This window comes from Cyclobacterium sp. 10D3-21 (assembly GCF_055809755.1).
In genome coordinates this window covers 6,035,001-6,053,811 of the sequence record NZ_CM147924.1, presented here as the reverse complement: position 1 = coordinate 6,053,811, position 18,811 = coordinate 6,035,001, and the positions used below count along the sequence as shown (strand labels likewise).

At 38.5% G+C, this 18,811-nt stretch carries 14 protein-coding genes and 1 tRNA gene; 9 read left to right on the top strand and 6 right to left on the bottom strand.

The window, feature by feature from the left end:
• Position 1: 1 nt before the first annotated feature.
• A complete protein-coding gene (gene yaaA / locus AC0L7T_RS23395; RefSeq protein WP_473338799.1) occupies positions 2-754 on the top strand; it encodes a peroxide stress protein YaaA in 753 nt (250 codons plus the stop codon).
• Between the two features lie 235 nt (positions 755-989).
• The gene (gene wecB, locus AC0L7T_RS23390) at positions 990-2,087 is read left to right on the top strand and encodes a non-hydrolyzing UDP-N-acetylglucosamine 2-epimerase (protein WP_473338797.1); all 1,098 of its coding nucleotides are present in this window, start codon (positions 990-992) and stop codon (positions 2,085-2,087) included.
• Positions 2,088-2,111: 24 nt separating this feature from the next.
• Here wecB and AC0L7T_RS23385 read toward each other — a convergent pair whose 3' ends face one another.
• Entirely contained in the window at positions 2,112-2,876 is a 765-nt protein-coding gene (locus tag AC0L7T_RS23385; protein ID WP_473338795.1) for a class I SAM-dependent methyltransferase, read from the bottom strand.
• A 198-nt stretch (positions 2,877-3,074) separates the two neighbouring features.
• On the opposite strand from AC0L7T_RS23385, the gene AC0L7T_RS23380 reads away from it, so the two are divergent.
• The 3 genes from AC0L7T_RS23380 to AC0L7T_RS23370 all read left to right on the top strand — a co-directional run bounded on the left by AC0L7T_RS23380 (position 3,075) and on the right by AC0L7T_RS23370 (position 7,244).
• Positions 3,075-4,382 carry an efflux RND transporter periplasmic adaptor subunit gene (locus tag AC0L7T_RS23380; RefSeq protein ID WP_473338793.1) on the top strand — a complete coding sequence of 436 codons (1,308 nt, stop codon included), beginning with the start codon at positions 3,075-3,077 and terminating at the stop codon, positions 4,380-4,382.
• 65 nt (positions 4,383-4,447) lie between these two features.
• On the top strand, positions 4,448-5,761 hold the full coding sequence (locus AC0L7T_RS23375; RefSeq protein WP_473338791.1) for an ABC transporter permease: 1,314 nt from the start codon (positions 4,448-4,450) through the stop codon (positions 5,759-5,761).
• Positions 5,754-7,244 (top strand): TolC family protein, encoded by a 1,491-nt coding sequence (locus AC0L7T_RS23370; RefSeq protein ID WP_473338790.1) that lies wholly within the window; start codon positions 5,754-5,756, stop codon positions 7,242-7,244. The genes AC0L7T_RS23375 and AC0L7T_RS23370 overlap by 8 nt, the downstream gene beginning before the upstream one ends.
• A 589-nt stretch (positions 7,245-7,833) precedes the next feature.
• Here the strand turns inward: AC0L7T_RS23370 and AC0L7T_RS23365 are convergent.
• The 4 genes from AC0L7T_RS23365 to asnS all read right to left on the bottom strand — a co-directional run bounded on the left by AC0L7T_RS23365 (position 7,834) and on the right by asnS (position 13,487).
• Positions 7,834-8,286: a hypothetical protein gene (locus tag AC0L7T_RS23365; protein ID WP_473338789.1), complete on the bottom strand. Its 453-nt coding sequence runs from the start codon at positions 8,284-8,286 to the stop codon at positions 7,834-7,836.
• A gap of 173 nt (positions 8,287-8,459) precedes the next feature.
• Positions 8,460-9,800: a hypothetical protein gene (locus AC0L7T_RS23360; RefSeq protein ID WP_473338787.1), complete on the bottom strand. Its 1,341-nt coding sequence runs from the start codon at positions 9,798-9,800 to the stop codon at positions 8,460-8,462.
• 47 nt (positions 9,801-9,847) lie between these two features.
• Complete coding sequence (locus AC0L7T_RS23355) at positions 9,848-11,392, bottom strand: hypothetical protein (protein WP_473338786.1); 1,545 nt, start codon at positions 11,390-11,392, stop codon at positions 9,848-9,850.
• Between the two features lie 643 nt (positions 11,393-12,035).
• Positions 12,036-13,487, bottom strand: a complete 1,452-nt coding sequence (asnS, locus tag AC0L7T_RS23350; protein ID WP_473338785.1) for an asparagine--tRNA ligase — start codon at positions 13,485-13,487, stop codon at positions 12,036-12,038.
• Between the two features lie 179 nt (positions 13,488-13,666).
• On the opposite strand from asnS, the gene rpoN reads away from it, so the two are divergent.
• On the top strand, positions 13,667-15,127 hold the full coding sequence (gene rpoN / locus AC0L7T_RS23345; RefSeq protein WP_473338784.1) for an RNA polymerase factor sigma-54: 1,461 nt from the start codon (positions 13,667-13,669) through the stop codon (positions 15,125-15,127).
• Complete coding sequence (locus tag AC0L7T_RS23340; RefSeq protein ID WP_473338782.1) at positions 15,127-15,750, top strand: PA-phosphatase; 624 nt, start codon at positions 15,127-15,129, stop codon at positions 15,748-15,750. The genes rpoN and AC0L7T_RS23340 overlap by 1 nt, the downstream gene beginning before the upstream one ends.
• A 62-nt stretch (positions 15,751-15,812) precedes the next feature.
• On the opposite strand, the gene AC0L7T_RS23335 is transcribed toward AC0L7T_RS23340, so the two are convergent.
• Positions 15,813-16,553: a porin family protein gene (locus AC0L7T_RS23335; protein WP_473338780.1), complete on the bottom strand. Its 741-nt coding sequence runs from the start codon at positions 16,551-16,553 to the stop codon at positions 15,813-15,815.
• A gap of 185 nt (positions 16,554-16,738) precedes the next feature.
• Here AC0L7T_RS23335 and AC0L7T_RS23330 point away from each other — a divergent pair.
• Positions 16,739-16,812, top strand: a tRNA-Arg gene (locus AC0L7T_RS23330).
• A 575-nt stretch (positions 16,813-17,387) separates the two neighbouring features.
• Positions 17,388-17,861, top strand: a complete 474-nt coding sequence (locus AC0L7T_RS23325) for a YHS domain-containing (seleno)protein (protein ID WP_473338778.1) — start codon at positions 17,388-17,390, stop codon at positions 17,859-17,861.
• Positions 17,862-18,811: the final 950 nt, after the last annotated feature.

Sequence of the window (18,811 nt, the reverse complement as noted above, 5' to 3'; positions counted from 1 at the left end):
TATGATAGTATTGATTTCCCCAGCAAAAACCCTGGATTATAGCCCCACAAATATAACAACCAAAACACAGCCTGAATTTAAAAAGGAGATTGGGGAATTGATTGGAATAATGAAAAAAAAATCCCGTAAGTCTATCCAGGAATTAATGGATATAAGTGAGAATTTGGCGCAATTAAATGTAGAACGATACCATCAATTTTCCGATGAGTTTAATGAAGAAAATGCCAAACAAGCGCTTTTGGCCTTTAAAGGGGATGTGTATACGCATATAGATGTGGCTTCTTTTTCCGAGGAAGACTTTTCCTTTGCCCAGGATCATTTGAGGATTTTATCTGGTTTGTATGGGCTTTTGAGGCCTATGGACATGATCCAGCCCTACAGATTGGAAATGGGGATTAAATTGAAAAATAAAAAGGCCAAAGATCTTTATGGATTCTGGGGCTCAAAAATCACCAAGGCAATAAATGAGTTGGCAGTGGGTCAACCCATAATCAACCTGGCTTCCAAAGAATATTTTAAAGCAGTGAAAAAGAAAGATTTGAAATCTACCCTGGTAAATCCTGTTTTCAAGGAGTATAAAAATGGAACCTATAAAAACATTGGGATTTTCTCCAAACAAGCGAGAGGTTTAATGACGGATTTCATTATCAAGAACAAAATAGAAAACCCAGAAATGCTAAAAACTTTTAATGAAGGCAAGTACGAGTATTCGGAAAGCAAAAGCAGTACGGGGGAATGGGTGTTTATCCGGTGAGAAAACAGTAGCATCACCTCACAATAAAAAACTTACAGTAAGGTGCTAAAAGACATCAACTTTAAAAGGATTTGATTTTGTTTAGTAAAGTACTTAATTGGGAAATCGAATTTTTAAAAACATTGAATCTTCTTTCTTATTCAGTATTTTTTTCAATTTCTCAAAATATTTAGGGGGTGTTTCTCTCTTTTTTTCAGATTTATTTGGTAAACTTGGTAAATTTAATTTTTGAAATATGATAAGCGTAGACTTGATTGCAGGGGCTCGCCCTAATTTTATGAAAATTTCTCCGATAATAGATGCGATTAAAGCAGCATCAGGAGAAGGAAAGGCAATAACTTTTAGACTGATACACACTGGTCAACATTACGACAAAAACATGTCTGGAAGCTTTTTTGAACAGTTGGGGATTCCCGAGCCAGATGTAAACCTGGGAGCAGGTGGTGGTAGCCAGGCCGAACAAACGGCAGCCATCATGATAGGTTATGAAAAATTGCTAATGGAAGGTGACAAGCCCGACATCTGTCTGGTAGTTGGAGATGTAACTTCGACGATGGCTTGTGCCATCACAGCACAAAAACTACATGTAAAAGTAGCGCATGTGGAAGCTGGGATTAGGTCAGGAGACTGGTCTATGCCGGAAGAAATTAACCGAATGGTTACCGATAGCATTACCAATTATTTTTTCACTACCTCTGAGGTAGCCAATGAAAGCTTAAGAAAAGCTGGGATTGGCAATGAAAGAATTTTCTATGTTGGCAACACGATGATCGACACCTTAGTGAAACATCGCCCAAGATTTCAGAAACCCGAAGTCTGGGATGAAATCGGCTTGGAAAAAGGCAAATACATCGTGATGACTTTACACAGGCCTGCCAATGTGGATCAGGAAGAGAAACTGAAAGAACTTATACAAGAAATCATAGATCATTCTGGTGGTTTGCCATTGGTGTTCCCTGTTCATCCGAGGACAAAGAAGATGTTGCAAAACCTAGGTATTACTCACGAAAGGTTACACATGATAGATCCATTGGGATATCTTGAGTTTAACTACCTCGTAGAGAGCGCAAAAGCGGTAGTTACTGACTCGGGAGGGATCACAGAAGAAACCACAGTAATGGGGATTCCTTGCATGACCTTGAGAGACAATACTGAGCGTCCAGAAACCATCACAGAAGGTACCAACGAATTACTTGGGACGGATCCAAAAGCCATAAAGCCTGCCATGGAAAAATTGTTTTCCGGGAATTGGAAGAAAGGACAAATCCCACATTTATGGGATGGAACAACTGCCAAAAGAATTGTTAAAATTCTTATCGAAAAGCTAGGTTAATTTCTATCCGAATACGAAGATTAATTAATGCCCTTTCTGACAATAAAAGATTATTTCTTTTTCAGGAAGGGCATGTTTTTTTATCAGCGCTTCAGGAAGACGCTGGGCAAAATCATTCTCCAATACCCTTAAACCAGATTGACTGAGCCTTTTGGCATAATCTTTCCCATATTTCCTTACATGGTCACTCTGGCCAAATACTTTTTCTCTTTCTTTGGGATCTGTAATCGAATGGTCTTCAAGTGTAGTCTCATGGTCATATACAGGTGACTGAATGATCCCCCAGCCATTGGGTTTTAGAACCCTGTTGATTTCAGCACAAGCTTTCAAATCATCTGCCACATGTTCGAGTACATGGTTACAAAATACAACATCGAAGGAATTGTCAGGAAAGGGGATTTGGTGAATATCCATCTTTACCTCTGCCAAGGGTGATTCAATATCGCCAGAGATGTATTCCAGATTTTTTAATCTTTTGAAGCGATCCAGAAAGCACAACTCGGGAGCGACATGGAGGACTTTTAGGGGGGCGACAAAGAAATCAGTTTCTTGTTGTAAGAAAAGCCACATAAGCCGGTGTCTTTCCAAGCTCAGACAGTTAGGACAAAGCGCATTCTCGCGGGCAATTCTCCCGTAGGGCAAAAATTTACGAAAGCCCTTTTGACATATATTGCACGATACGTTTGAACCCGAATAAAATATTACGGCGACTTTTAAGAAAAAATGGCTAAAGAGCTGCAAGTACTTTCTGGGAATATGGCGAATTGTCCAACTAATCAATGATTTCATAGTGCAAATATATAAGGTAGCTTTGAAATGGCACTTCCTTTGTTAAAAATCATTCTTTATCTGTGTCGAAGGTTATCGTTTCAATTTAAATGTCAGGTAGACACTTACGTTATTATTCCAGTGGCTATATAAAATGCTATGTGGAGAATACTTAGGTTTCAAAATGGCTAAATTTGTTATGTATTTAACTCAATCAAAATGAAAAGGAATCTAATATACGTAGCCATTGGGAGCATATTGGTCATAGGCGCCTTGTATTTTTTCTTTGCTTCAGGAAGTACTGGTGTAGAGAATAATATTTTGGCAACTGTTGAGCAAGGAGAGTTTCGTATAGAGATCACTACTTCTGGTGAATTGGAAGCCCTACGTTCCGTGCAGGTTTTTGGTCCCGCTGAGGCCCGAAGATTTCGAATCGGGAGCTTCACCATTGATAAAATGGTGGATGAAGGAACGGTGGTACAAAAAGGAGATTTCATTTGCTCTATTGATAAAACGGAACTTTTTGGTCGGCTTGAAGACCGAAAATTGGACCTGGAACAGACCAGGGCACAATATGAACAAATCCAATTGGACACTTCTTTAAATCTTCGTGTGGAAAGGGACAACATTCTCAATCAAAAATACATTGTTCAGGAGCAGGAATTGATTTTGGAACAATCCCAATTTGAGCCACCTGCTATCATAAAACAAAATGAATACAATGTTGAGAAAGCCATAAGAGAGTTGGATCAAGCCCAGGAAAGGTATAGAATTAAAACCCTTCAGGAAAAAGCCCGGATGATGGAGATTGCCGCCAAGCTTAGGGAGGATGAATTGGAAGTAAGCCAAATGGTGGAAGTGCTTGATAAATTCGTTGTCACAGCGCCGCAAGATGGAATGGTTATCTATGTGGATTATAGAGGATCAAAAGTGAAAGAAGGTTCTCAAATCAACTCATGGAACCCGGTAGTGGCAACTCTTCCTGACCTTACTACCATGCAAAGCATTACCTATATAAATGAGGTGGACATAAGAAGAGTAAAGAGCGGTCAGCAAGTAGAATTGGGAATGGACGCCTTCCCAGACAAGAAATATACTGGAGAGGTCAAGAAAGTGGCCAATGTAGGTCAGCAAAGACCTAATTCAGATGCCAAGGTATTTGAGGTGATTATTGAAGTAAATGAGAGCGATCCATTATTGCGCCCTTCCATGACTTCAAGTAATACCATCATTGCAGATAAATTAGACGATGTTTTGTACGTACCTTTGGAGGCCGTAAATGTTGCCAACGATAGCATTAATTATGTTTACCTTAGAAATGGTACCAAGCAGGAAGTTTTGTTGGGGATGACAAATGCCAATGATGTAGTGATAGAAAAAGGCTTGACTCAGGGCCAATATGTCTATTTGAATACACCTGACTGGGGAGAGAATATAGCCATTAATTTACTTGAGGAACTAAATGGTAAAAGAAACCAAGACCAGGCGAAAGAAGAGGAAGAGCCTTTGGCTTCAGTGTCTAGATAATATTAAAGTCAGATTGTTTTTTGACAAGAAGTAAATTAACCCCCTGACAAACCAATCCATAATTTATGTTCAATGAAAGGTTATTAGCCAATTTCTACATCGCTTTCGAAGCCGTTTTGGCCAATAAGGTTCGCTCATTATTAACAGCATTAGGAATTATTTTTGGAGTTGCTGCAGTAATTGCCATGCTCGCCATTGGTACAGGTGCCCAGCAGGAAATCATGGAGCAAATCAAGCTTGTGGGGGTCAATAATATCGTAATAGAACCTATAGTAGAGCAGATCGAAGAGCAGGTAGATCAAAATAGTGGTATGGAGAGGGAGAAAAGTAAATTTTCTCCAGGGCTTAAACTTGATGATGTTATCGCCATTCAAAATATCATTCCCGGGATCAACAGAATCAGTCCTGAAATTGTCATGGATACTTATATAGTAAAAAGTGGCATACGACGGTCAGCAAAATTAGTAGGGGTAGATGTGGCTTATTTTGATGTACTCGATTTTCAGCTGAAGGAAGGCCGGATGTTTAGTGAGAAAAACCTGATTGAGGGAAATCCGGTATGTATCATCGGTAGAAATGTGGCGGCCAGATTTTTCCCAAATGAAAACCCAATTGGGAAAAGGATTAAAAGTGGAAATCAATGGCTTGAAGTAATAGGGATTCTGGAAGAAAGAATTGTTTCTGAGTCCAGTATTTCCAAGTTAGGCATAAGAGATTTTAATATGGATGTGTATATCCCTATTCAAACCATGCTGATACGCTATCGGAACAGAGACCTGGTTACAGAGTCAAGGTTGAATGATTCTGAATCGAACAGTTCTGGAAATTATCACCAAATCGATAAATTGGTGATTCAGGTATCGGATAGTGAGTTGTTGAACCCCACCGCAGAGGTATTGGCCAAAATGCTTCAAAGAAGACATTTTAATGTGGTTGACTTTGAAATTACAATCCCTGAGCTGTTACTAAAACAACAACAACGTACACAGAATATTTTCAATATAGTGCTCGGGGCAATTGCAGGCATCTCTCTTTTAGTAGGAGGAATTGGGATTATGAACATCATGTTGGCATCTGTGATGGAAAGAATAAAAGAAATTGGCCTAAGACTTTCGTTAGGAGCAAAAAAAACCGATATTGTTAATCAGTTTTTATTTGAATCTATTATGATAAGTGTTAGTGGTGGCCTGATAGGCGTGATTCTGGGAATTGTTCTGGCACATCTGGTGTCTACTTTTGCAGATTTCCCTACGGTCATTACCCTAAGTTCTATAATTCTGTCCTTTGGCGTAGCTGCCACTGTAGGATTGGTATTCGGTATCACTCCAGCAAAACGTGCGGCAAGTCAAGACCCTATAACTTCTTTACGATATGAATAAAAAATTTTTAATTGTTACGGGTATCTTTCTCTTTCTGGTTTGTTTATCTGTTCGTGCCCAGGAAGTCGTCAGTTATACACTTGAAGACATTATTGAAAGAGCTAAAAGGCAATCTCCTGCTGCATTAAATGCCGATACCAGAAGGGAAAATAGATACTGGAGCTATAAACTGTACCAGTCAGACTATAACCCACAATTGAATTTGGAAGGCACACTGCCAAGTTATTCTCAAGCTTTCAATAGTGTTGAACAGCCGGATGGCACCATTGAATTTAGAGAAGTTCGACAAAATTACGCTGACCTTGAGTTGGGATTGCAACAAGTTATAAGTCCCACCGGCGGTACCTTATCTGTAAACAGTTCTTCCAGTAGATTTGATAATTTTCTTGCTACGGGCAATGAAAACCAGACAAGGTGGAATGGGGTTCCCGTTAATGTTCGTTTGAATCAACCGATTTTTGCCTTTAATCGTTATAAATGGAATAGGAAAATAGAACCTAAACTCTACGAAGAAAGTAAAAGGGCCTATGTTGAAGAAATGGAACAAATAAGTGGTAGGGTGACCCAAATGTTTTTCAATTATTTGGTGGCTCAAGTAAACTTAGACATTGCTACCAAAAACCTTCTAAATTCTGAAGCAATATTAAAAATTGAACAAGGAAGGTACAATATAGGCACTACCTATGAAGATAAATTGCTTCAGGTAGAACTTCAGGTATTGGAAGCGAGGCAAGGGGTAGCTGAGGCACGTTTAGATATGGAATCCTCTTCTTTACAGCTAAAATCCTATATTGGCTTAAATGAATCTACAGCACTTAACTTGGTGTTGCCTTCAGAGATTCCTGATTTTGAGGTGAGGGTAGAGGATGCCATAGAATATGCTTTCCAAAACCGATCAGATGCAATAAAATTCGATAGAGAAAGGTTACAAGCCCAAGCAGTGGTTGCTCAAGCCAGAGGGCAAAGATTTCAAATGAATTTGAATGCCAGCTATGGATACAATAAAGCAGATCTGATGTGGTCAGATATTTATTCAAATCCCAATACCCAAGCATTGGTCAATTTGACTATAAATGTTCCAATACTTGATTGGGGAAGGAACAAAGCCCGAATGAGTATGGCCAAGGCGAATCAAAAATTGACTGAATTCGAAATAGACCAGGAAATCATCACTTTCGAGCAGACAATTTTCACCAAAGTCAGGAACTTTATCATGCTAAAAGACCAATTGGAAATTAGCAAGACTTCCGATTTAGTAGCAGACAAGCGTTATGAGATTTCTTTTAGGAGATATCAAAGCGGAAATGTAACGATTACGGATCTTGGTATAGCCCAACGAGACAAAGATACAAACAGAAGAAGTTATGTAGAGTCTTTAAGGGATTTCTGGTTGGCTTACTATGAGCTGAGAGAACTTACTTTGTATGATTTTGAAGCCAAGGAGTTATTGTACACTCCTGACATGGGTTTTTCAGAAGATTGATATTTCATTACGCGGTTTTCACCGGAGATTCATAGAACTATACCTAAAACGCCAAGGTCTTTTCGATAGCAATCGAACAGTCCTTGGCGTTTATTTTATATATATAGTGAAGGGGTTAACTCGATAAAAAGGAAATGTGACCCCAAAAGCCCCAAGGGGTGAAAATTTGTTGTTAGGGATGTAAGCCCCTGGTAAAAACAATGCTGACAAAAACTCCCAAGTTACCTGTCCTATGTTTCATTTTTATTGTCCTATAATTCCATCTAACTCTTTAAAGATTTAGGGTAATCATAATAGAATTGGGTCAATGTTCTCATTCATCAGCCCAGAAAGGGGGTAATATCACAGCCACGGGTGTAGCCCGTGGTTCAGTGAATGCACAATAAATGATTTTGGCGGTATTGTTGCTTTTTTTCTGCAACAATGCTGACAAAATCTTGACTTAGCTATATCTTCGAATCCGAGTTAAAGCTTTCCTGATGAATAGTATTGACCCAAAGAAGGCCACGTTTTTGACTTTCGACTCTGACTACATAAAGATAGGCGTGCCAATTATGACCTTAAGCTATCGGAGTAAAATAGCTGCATTTTAATGAGGCCAGGGCCTGGTGATCCTTTCTTTAATATAGGCCTTATAAGAATTCCCTAAGCAATAAACCCCTGCACCAAATAAGAGGGCGATGTGAAAAAGGCCATTGTTATAGACACCAATTATGGCTCCAAAGGCATCCATAAAAGAATTTGTTTGGAGAATATGGTCTCTGACCCAACCAATAGAAAAAATCAAACGGATAAAAATGGACAATAATGCCAAAGCCCCTGCTACTATTCCCAATACAGGTTTCTTATAATGAATAATTAAACCAAAAGCAGCAAAAGTCTCAATGGCAGCAAGTAGAATCGACCAAAATAGATTGTATTCCAGCGCCCCAATAAGTTTTAACTTTGTAAATCCCCCAAATAGAAGCAGACATGCAAGGGAAATTCTGATAATATGGCCTCCTATGGCCTCAGTTTTCAGGTACTTTAAGAATGTTTCCAAGTATTCAATATAAGAATTAAACCCAAATTTTGCATAATGGATGTGTTTTTTATTCTCCTATCAATCCTCACTTTTGCGCAAGCAAATTATAGATAGGAAAGAAATCTGTATTGTTTGGCGATCAAATTCTGAATCTGACTTAGAAAAAGACAATTACTCAGCTACTCTTTTAACTAGTCAACTTCAATATCTACCGGAGCTGATTGGTACATAATGGAGCCTGTCTTACCATAGACAATAATGCTTAATTCATATGCCCCAGTTGCTTCTGGTGCCCATACCAACTTTTTCTGATTTTTTGCTAATGGTATTGGCTCGTCATTCGCTATAAATAAAGTTTTCGAAATCTTCGTAGTATCCTGAAACAAGTGAGATATATGAACGCTTAAAGGGTTGCCTTTTTTAAAGGTGCTACCATCATTTGGAGAAGTGATGGTGATAGAAGATTGTTCTAATTGTTTCTTGTTCAATTGGAATCCAGGTGTGCTCATGTTTTTAAAGGCTTTATAAACTTCTGGGTCGTCATTTACTCCTTTGAACTCAAAAGGAATGTGTTGGTTTACTCCACTTTCCATAAAACCCCAAGCAGCACCATTTATTACCGAATATGCCAAAGCAGCAGCCCCTTCCTTGCCTGTTTTATCATCTTCATTACAGACAATTGGTTTACCGTATTTCTTTAATTGGTTGATTTTTTCCGAATAATCATCTAGTGAGGTGTTGTTGAAATGAATAAGTAGAAAATCTGCAATGTTTACCAGACTTTCTGAAAACATGCCATGACCAAGGCCACTTGTGCTCACCAAGAGGTCAGGATGGGCCTTTTTTGCAGTTTTCATAAGGTCAATTTGCCCTCTTTCGCTAACTAACCATTCACTATCTGCCCAACCTTGGTAACCTCCATGAGGGTATTCGTTGGCAATTTCCAATATAACATTGCTAAATTTCTCTTCGGCAATCCAGTGAGCAGTATTCTTAACCGCTTCAATAATTGCTTGCTTGTTTTTTAAAGCAAATTCATGGTCCCGCTGCCTCTGGTAAAAACAAGAAAGAATAATGACTGCACCCTGATGATCAGCTGCTTTTATGGCTTTAGCCACCCTGTCAGTGTAGGATTTTCTCAATGCCCCATTCGGTTCAAAAGCGGTATTGATGGCACCTTCAAAACCAGGCAAACCTCCTTGAAGTGAAATTACAAATGCGTTCACGCCTAAAGCTACATATTCGGGTATATGGTTGATGAAGTTTTGGGTATTTTGATCAGGGTCAAAATTTTCAACCTGTCCTCTCCATGCTTCTCCTCGATCTTCAAAAACAGCATTGACCATCCTTACATTCATCAACAATCCGGCTGCGGGAGAACCAGGGTTAGTAATTTCTCCATTGATGTGCCATTTGTCTCCTTTTATACCAACCTGGGTAAACCCTTTATAATTGGCCTTAGATTGACATGAAGCACAAGTAATTGCCATTAAAATTATCACTACGGAATAATTTAAGTGAAGCTTTTTCATGGTGGTTTATTTTCATCCTTTAAAGTATGACTTATTTATATTTCTGATCATTTAACCTGGATTAAAGCCAGACTTCCAGTATCAACAGTTGGTTTAAGGGATATTTTATCTCCTCCTTCCAAATCACTACTTGATCCCCAATTGGCATCTTCCAGGCTTATCCAAGACAATTGGTATTGTTCAGAATATTGGCTTAGGTCCAACTTAACCTCTCCACCTTCGGGGAAATAAATAAGATACGTTTCACCAACCTTTCCTGCCAAAAAAGCTTCGTCCTCTTCTCGATTCAACAAGTTTCCTATCATGGGATCCAAATCCCATAATTTTATTTTTTCTTCGATTTTCCTTATCGTTTTAATACTTTGGATGGACCAATTGCTTAGGCCTAACCCATGTGGGGGCCTATGAAATCTGCTGGATGCAAAACCTCCAAGAATATTTCTAAAAAAGGTATTGACAGCATGCTTGGTTGTAATGCCTCGGGCAAGCCATGGGCCGTGTCCATCACTTCCATATATTTTCACAGAATTCACCGGTCGTACTTCGTCTTTAATATAATCAAAAACGTATTGGGCATTGTTCCAATTTTCTTCCCCCGTTTTGTGGCTGTTTTGAGAAATGTCTATAAAATCATAGCGTTCTGGATGATCTAACGTTCTTTTGTGTTCTGCTGACTTAAGGTCCCAATGGTCCCACATTTCAGTCACATTAATTTGCGTTTCTCCTGATTTCTCCCTTAAGAATGCCGCCCAGAAGGTTGCCCATTCTTCCATTCCACTTGTTTCATTGTCTAAGCAATAAAGTACGTTGTTGTAATTTAGAGAAATGGACAGCAACTTTTCCACAAATGCTTCCTGATAAGCTAAAAGTAACTTATTGTCCTGAAGAGCTGGGACGGTAAAAAAGAAAGGTTGTTTATTTTGGCCCGGATGATCGGGGTAAATGCTATCCAAAAGCGCTTCCTCATACGTATAGGTTACATTGTTTTTGGGGTTGTAGGGATCCGTTTCCCATTGCTCTCGGGCATGATCAAAACGGTCCCAAATTTCTATTTGGACGATGATATTTCTTTCTTGGGTCAATTTTAATAAGTTTTCAAATTTTGTCCAATAATCTGGATTCCACTTCCCAAGGTCATACTTTCCTTCCTCATTTTTATAGAAGGCCTTTTCATCCGTTTCATCCCTATCACTCATGGTATTCCGGATATAATTTCCACCCACTTGGGATAGACTGTCCAGATGCGATTCCAGGTTTGGCATTTGAAACAGGTTGTCATTGTCTGTCGCTCCCAATAGCAGAACAGGTTCTCCATTGTATTCCCAATAGCCAGGGTTTTCCGACCAGGGCTGAATACCTGTCAGTTGGATTTGTTCTGCTTGCTGACTATCATTCTGGCTGTTACAACTAGATATAAGAAAGAGGAAACAAATAGGAAGGATGAAGCTGGGGAAGCGATGTTTTTTCCAGTTTTTATAAAAGCAAATGTTTTTGTGGCAGGATGGTGAAGTAAAATTTTGACGAAACAAATTCTCCCCTTTGTCCGATTTATCATACCCTTTAGTTGAGCGCTTCATGTTGAAAGTTATCATAATGCCGTATTTAATACTTCTTTGCAGGCTTGATAATTATCAGGTAAGCATAATAATTATTTTACCACAAGAAATTTAAGTAATATCCAATCTACGTTATACCTCTAAAGTAACATTTAATATTTTTTTTACTCGATATTCCCTGTATTTAAACTTCAAATAAGCTATAATTCTAAATGTAGGAATTGTTTTTAAGTCGACCTTTACTTTTTTATCCCCTAATTAGCCTCGCTTTAGCTTTCTTTCAGTTTCCTAATAGCTTTGAATTTTTATCTGATTACATACTTTTCCTTTGGAGTTGAGGAAGTCTGGACAAAAAAAATGTAATACAAAAACCAAGACTTTGGTAAATCTTATTGAAAATGAATCATCTCCCTGGTTTTATTTAATATTCAGAAAAGAAGACCTATAACAATCTTTTTGTACATTATTGAACTGTTCTATTTGAGGTATAGGAGACTATGTTGCTTAGAATATGATCGACTTGCAAAAAAGAGAAAGATGAAAATTATTTTGTCCATCTAGGGAAATAGCTTAGAGAAAAGTTTAAGTGGTTTAATATGAAGTAATCAAAAGCCCTAAGAAAAAATACCATTAAATTTTAAGATCCTTGGGCTTCTGCCCAAGGATCTTAAAATTATTATTAAAATTCTGCATTTCCAGGCGTTCTTGGAAATGGTATTACGTCTCGTATATTGCCCATTCCAGTAACAAATAGGACCAAACGCTCAAAGCCTAAGCCAAATCCTGCATGTGGGGCAGTACCAAATTTCCGTGTATCCAAATACCACCACATTTCTTCTTTGCTAATCTCCAGTTCGTCCATTCGCTGGCAAAGTTTCTCCAGATTCTCTTCACGTTGAGATCCGCCAACTATTTCGCCAATTCCCGGGAAGAGTATGTCCATGGCTGCAACGGTTTTGCCATCTTCATTTTGTTTCATGTAGAAGGATTTGATCTCTTTGGGATAGTCTGTAAGGATTACCGGCTTTTTAAAATGCTTTTCTACCAGGTACCTTTCATGTTCTGATTGAAGATCAGTACCCCATTCCTCTATGAGGTAAGCGAATTTTTTCTTTTTATTCGGTTTAGAGGCTTTTAATATTTCAAAAGCTTCCGTATAGGTAATTCGAACGAATTCGTTTTGGGTAACAAAAGCCAATCTTTCCAGTAGTCCCATATCGCTCCTCTGTTCCGCTTTCTTCGCCTTGTCTTCCTCAGCTGCACGCTTATCCAAAAACTCCAAATCTTCTTTACAGTGCTTCAAAGCAAAACCAATGATGTATTGAAGAAAATCCTCAGCCAGGTCCTGGTTGTCCTGAGCATCGAAAAAGGCCATCTCTGGTTCAACCATCCAAAACTCCGCAAGGTGTCGGGTAGTATTGGAATTCTCGGCACGAAAAGTAGGGCCAAAGGTGTAAACCTCGGACAAAGCCATTGCCGCAAGTTCCCCTTCCAGTTGACCTGAAACAGTTAGGTTGGTCGCTCTCCCAAAAAAGTCTTCCTTAAAGTCAATGTCTCCATTATCCGTTTTTGGTGCATTATTTATATCCAGTGTAGTTACCTGGAAAGTTTCACCAGCCCCTTCTGCATCTGATGCTGTGATGATAGGGGAATGAATGTGGACAAAACCTTTGTCGTGAAAATATTGATGAATCGCGAAAGAAAGTTGGTGTCGCACACGAAAGATTGCACCAAAGGTGTTGGTTCTTACCCTAAGGTGAGCATTTTCACGTAAGAATTCTAAAGAGTGTTTTTTTGGTTGGATCGGAAATTTATCAGGATCAGCTTCACCAAGTACGGCAATAGAATCTGCTTGGATTTCAGTAGATTGCCCTGATCCCTGGGAAGCAACGATTGTTCCGGTAATTTTCAGGCAAGCCCCTGTGTTGATTTTTCTGAGAATATCCTCGGAAATTAATTCAGGATCTGCCACACATTGATAATTTTGGATACAGGACCCATCATTTATGGCGATGAAAGTTACGTGCTTATTGCTCCTTTTGGTTCTTACCCAACCCATTATGGTTGTTTTTTCTTCTGGAGTAGGGTTCTCCAGTAAAGATTTTATTTTAATTCTGTTGTTAAATGACATGACGATTCTCTGTTATAAAATAAAAAACCCAAAAGGGTGCACATTTAAATTGAATGCAAAAAAACGATATAATACGCTTTTTATCAAAATTTTGATCTTATTTCCTAAATTTGAAATTCCAATCGGGTTTCTTCGGACACCAGATGGACATAACTCAACCCAATAATAGGTTTTAATATATGCAGAAACTGAATTTAAACCAGATATTATCTCAGAAATTATCCCCTCAACAGATACAATTTATCAAATTACTGCAGGTTCCTACTGCAGAGCTTGATTCTAGAATTGAGGAGGAGCTAGAGATTAACCCTGCCTTGGAGGAGGGGAAAGAAGGGGACGCTGAAAACCAACCGGATGAGTTTCCTGACAATACTGATGTGGCCGACACAAAGGATGACAAGGATGTCAATATTGAGGATTACCTTAATGAGGAGTATGGTGGGTATAAGATGCAGGGTGATGGAAACTATTCTTCTGATGAGGAAGAAAGAGACATGCCTTTGTCTAGTTACAGTTCTCTTCATGAACAATTGCTTTCGCAACTCAATTTTTTAAAATTAAGCGATGAACAGCGATTAATTGGCACTCAGTTAATCGGGAGTATAGAAAATGACGGTTATATAAGGCGGGATCTCGAAGCCATTATTAATGACTTAGCATTCAGTCAGAATGTAGAAACAGACATAGATGAGGTTGAAGAGATACTATTAAAGATTCAAACTTTTGACCCTCCGGGTATTGCTGCAAGGAACTTGCAAGAATGCCTGATTATTCAATTGGAGCGAAGAAATACAACTGAGGAACCTGATCCCTTGGTGCCTAGAGCCATTTATATTGTTCAGGAGTGTTTTGAGGAATTTACGAAAAAGCATTATGATAAAATTTTAAAGAAAGCAGGGATAAAGGAAGAGGAACTTAAGGATGTCATTCATTTGATTACCCGGTTGAATCCAAAACCTGGAGGCATTTCTGACGGTATGGTTCGGAATCATTATGTGATCCCTGATTTTATACTTAATAGTGCAAATGGAAAATTTGAGATTGTCTTAAATTCAAAAAATGCTCCTGAATTAAAAGTAAGTAGGTCTTATTCAGAAATGTTTAATGCTTACGATAAAAGTGATAAAAAAGACAAAAAACTTAAGGAGACTGTTTCCTTTGTTAAACAGAAGTTGGATTCAGCCAAGTGGTTTATAGATGCCATTAAGCAGCGGCAACAAACCTTAATGCGGACCATGCAATGTATTCTAGACTATCAGCATGATTTTTTCATTGATGGCGACGAAACTAAATTGCGGCCCATGATATTAAAGGACATTGCAGAAAGAATAGACATGGACATTTCCACTGTTTCAAGGGTGGCCAACAGCAAAGCCATTCAGACCGAATTTGGTGTGTTTCCATTAAAATACTTTTTCTCAGAGGGGATAGCTACTGATGGGGGAGAAGATGTGAGTAACCGTGAAGTGAAAAGTGTTCTTAATAAGCTGGTTGACGAAGAGGATAAGAAAAAGCCACTTTCAGATGATAAATTAGTGAAACTATTGAACCAAAAGGGGTACAATATAGCAAGAAGAACAGTAGCTAAATACAGAGAACAATTACAAATTCCGGTGGCAAGGCTAAGAAAAGAATTATAGTGTATAAAAAATTAGCATTAGGTTTATCGGTAATCTTTCAACCCTTGGTAATTCCTACCTTGATGGTGGTAACCTTGTTCTATATTGTCCCAGAAGCTACCATAGTCCCTAAATCGGCTAAATGGGCTGTATTGCTTTTGATTAGTTTCACGACGCTACTTGTGCCTTTATTGGGGCTTATGGGATTGCGGTTTTCAGCAGTTATCAATAGCCTACAGTTGCCGGATAGAAAAGAAAGGATTTACCCCTTTGCACTGGTGTCTGTTTTTTATTTGATGACCGTTTCTTTCTTTTACTGGAAACTCAATATAGACCAATTGCTGATTGTCACCCTTGGGCTAGTTACTTTATCCTTGGTATTGATGACTTTGATTACCTTCTTTTGGAAAATAAGTGCCCATCAGACAGCCATGGGAGGATGGGTAGCAATTGTTTCAGTATTATCAATAAAATTCACATCAGGGCCACTGTTTTATTATTTTATTTTGGTCATTTTGCTTAGCGGTTTGATCGGAACAGCCAGGTTGTATCTCAATGCCCACCGGCCTTCAGAGGTGTATGCCGGATTTTTATTGGGTTTTGGGACATGCTTTCCAGTCTATTATCATTATTTAATAAATTGACATAAAAAAAGGGGCGGACAATCAAATCCGCTCCTTTTATAAAATAAAGTAATTTTTTTAGTCTAAAACAGTGCCACAGAAAGACCGAAGTTGAACTGTGTGGATTCTGTACCATAAGGTCCTTTGTTTCCCTCAAATACACCATTGAGGCCATAATAGCCCCAAACGTTAAATCCTGGAAATCCCAAACGGGTATAAACACCGTAACGAATTGGATTCAATCCATAATTCTGGGTGTTTTTAATTTTTTGTTCCAAACCATCTCCGTTAGTATAAGCTATTTTGGAATGAGCATTATATAACAAGCCTATTTTACCACCCACAGCTACACGGATACCGCTATTATAGTCGTCATGATTGACATGGTATCTGAATTCAAGAGGAATGTCAAAATAGTTTAGCGCCATAGTATTGGTAGAAACGCTAGTAGCATCTTGTCCATACACATCTGTAATTGGTACGAGCATACTTGAATTAACCGATTTATCAGGGTCTGAAGTGAGTGTCATTTCATCCTTGAAAGCGAGCTTTTCAAGACCAAGGCCAAAACCTGGGTTGAACGTAAAACCTGTATTCTTACCGATAGGAATTTGCGTTTGGTAATAAACATTGACCACACGAGACGCGATAAAACGCGTATTCAAATCATCAGGCCTGTTATTTAACATATTGAATCCGAAATCCAGAAACAAGTCCCCAGTGATATTTGGTCTTCCACCTATTATAGATGTACGTTCCTCTTCTTGGGCCTGTAGCTGAAAAGTGATCAATAAAATAAAGGATATTATAGAAAGTCTTTTCATGAAAACAGATATTTTTAACTTATCGAACGGCTAAATTAGGAAATAATGCTTGATTTGATGGCCTGTTGATCTTAATTATTCTTAAAATATAATTATTGAGCAAGCAGATTCATTTTATTTTCCATCAATTCATCCTTTGTATTATTAAGGATATTCTTTACCTTTGCATTCCAATAAAAAGGAATGGCTTCGTAGCTCAACTGAATAGAGTACTTGATTACGGCTCAAGAGGTTCCAGGTTTGAATCCTGGCGAGGTCACTAAAAGCTATCTTTAATAGCGGTAAAACCATGTAGTTCTTTGGAACTGCATGGTTTTTTTTGATTTTAAGGGGTTTTTCTAACTCCTATTTTTTCTAAATCTTGGAATTTAGTCTTTGGAAGCTAGCATCCTTGTCTTGATTTTCGTTTACCTAAAGAACAGAGAGACTTAAATTCAAAATGGGGAATAGGTTAGTTATGACTTTATGAAGCTACATCCTGAAAGAAAAGGGAAACGCATACCCCACTGCAAGCCCTACTTTACAATACCATTTAGCACTATCGAATTAAAAAGATATCCTAAATCAATAGGAGCGAACGACATGCTGTGGATTAGCGCGATGTGAACATGTGATTTAAGCGGTGTTGGGTTTTTTGCAGGAATATGGCAAAGTCAGAGGGCTTATCCATGTCAGGCATCCAAGCTTGACCGATTGATTTTTGATGGAGTTTGGTTGAAATCGGGGATTTCCGTTAAGTAGTAAAACTTCGGTGTGTGGTTTTTTTGATAAAGATTGATTTTTCTCTATTGAATTACGTAGGCTATATGTAATGGACTAATAAATACTGAAACCATGAATTTAGCAATCAAACTAAGCACCTTGTTATTTATAAGTGCCAGCAGTTTATTCTTTCAAGAGGCGGGCATTTCAAAGCGCATTGAGCATTTCAATTTAGATTCAAAACAACTGGCGATTGACGGCTATGATCCTTTGGGGTACTTTACAAACGGAGTAGCTATAGAGGGGAGCAAAAAGTACAGCTTAAATTATAAAGGTGTGACCTACTACTTTTCCTCCTTAAAAAACAAAAAACTTTTTGAAGAAGACCCTATTAAATATGAGCCTCAGTATGGTGGTTGGTGTGCTTTTGCCATGGGAGACAATGGGGAGAAAGTTTCGGTTAATCCCAAAACCTTCAAAATTGTTGATGGGAAACTTTATTTATTTTACAATAAACTTTTTACCAACACCCTGATTCCCTGGAATGAAGATGAGGTTAACCTTAAAGAAAAAGCAGACTTATTTTGGCAGGACGTTATAAAGTGATAGCCATCAGATATTTGGCTTGAAAAACACCAGCATTCCTTCTTAAAAGCGATTCTGGTTCGATAACAGTAGGCAATGGGGATGAGCTTTTCTTTTTGGTACAGAAGAATCGGCTTTTTACTTCATAGGGTTTGGAATCAAAGAAGTGAGTTTCGGGGCATAACATGCAGTAGGTATTATTGTATTGAAGTCTATACGAGATTGGATTTAATGACTCTTCTGCGTACTTACATTGTAGGCTTATAGCTGTTCATAATTTTCAAGAGGTAGCCTTATTATAATTAACGATAACATAGAGGAGCAAAGGGTTGAAGAGTATCAGTCTACGGTCCGCGAGGATGGGTACCTGGTCGGAGTTTGGATTTCAGACGGTTTTTCCAGCATTAATGCTGGAAAAATCGCTCAGATTAGCTTCTTTACATTTGTCAATGTCTTCGCACCCGTGTTAAACACACTATAATAATGCTAAGCCTGAAAGCAGGTGCGATCCCTCTAATAATTATAGCATAGTAGGAGCATAACTATATAGTGGAGCGCCATACCTTTCTAGATTTACTCATTTTGGGAGAACGTATTTTTCACTACTATATAAAGGGAGCTGTTGGTGACTGCAGGCTGCTAAATGTTGCAGTCTATTATAGTGTATAAAAAGGCAAAAGAAATACCTGCTTATAGGCAAGCAGATGGTAGGGACAAAAGCGTTCTAAGACCTATGGGTTTAAATCAAGTATGGGGATGGATGGTTATTAGTAGGAAGAGTTCGGGGGGGGGCTCATTAGATGCTGATATAGGAATTGAAAGCTGTGATAAGTTCGGGTAGCTGGAATTAATAAAGGGTGGGGGCTGGAGGATTTGTGTCCTTCCATCGAAAGGCAGTGAATTAGTGTACATGTTAAGAAGTAATGCGAACATTATTATTCATTACTATAGGTAACCAATACCTTGGAAGG

Coding starts and splice junctions, on each gene's coding strand:
- yaaA (WP_473338799.1), top strand. CDS start 2: ATGATAGTATTGATTTCCCCAGCAAAAACCCTGGATTATAGCCCCACA.
- wecB (WP_473338797.1), top strand. CDS start 990: ATGATAAGCGTAGACTTGATTGCAGGGGCTCGCCCTAATTTTATGAAA.
- AC0L7T_RS23385 (WP_473338795.1), bottom strand. CDS start 2,876: ATGAAATCATTGATTAGTTGGACAATTCGCCATATTCCCAGAAAGTAC.
- AC0L7T_RS23380 (WP_473338793.1), top strand. CDS start 3,075: ATGAAAAGGAATCTAATATACGTAGCCATTGGGAGCATATTGGTCATA.
- AC0L7T_RS23375 (WP_473338791.1), top strand. CDS start 4,448: ATGTTCAATGAAAGGTTATTAGCCAATTTCTACATCGCTTTCGAAGCC.
- AC0L7T_RS23370 (WP_473338790.1), top strand. CDS start 5,754: ATGAATAAAAAATTTTTAATTGTTACGGGTATCTTTCTCTTTCTGGTT.
- AC0L7T_RS23360 (WP_473338787.1), bottom strand. CDS start 9,800: ATGAAAAAGCTTCACTTAAATTATTCCGTAGTGATAATTTTAATGGCA.
- AC0L7T_RS23355 (WP_473338786.1), bottom strand. CDS start 11,392: ATGATAACTTTCAACATGAAGCGCTCAACTAAAGGGTATGATAAATCG.
- asnS (WP_473338785.1), bottom strand. CDS start 13,487: ATGTCATTTAACAACAGAATTAAAATAAAATCTTTACTGGAGAACCCT.
- rpoN (WP_473338784.1), top strand. CDS start 13,667: ATGCAGAAACTGAATTTAAACCAGATATTATCTCAGAAATTATCCCCT.
- AC0L7T_RS23335 (WP_473338780.1), bottom strand. CDS start 16,553: ATGAAAAGACTTTCTATAATATCCTTTATTTTATTGATCACTTTTCAG.
- AC0L7T_RS23325 (WP_473338778.1), top strand. CDS start 17,388: ATGAATTTAGCAATCAAACTAAGCACCTTGTTATTTATAAGTGCCAGC.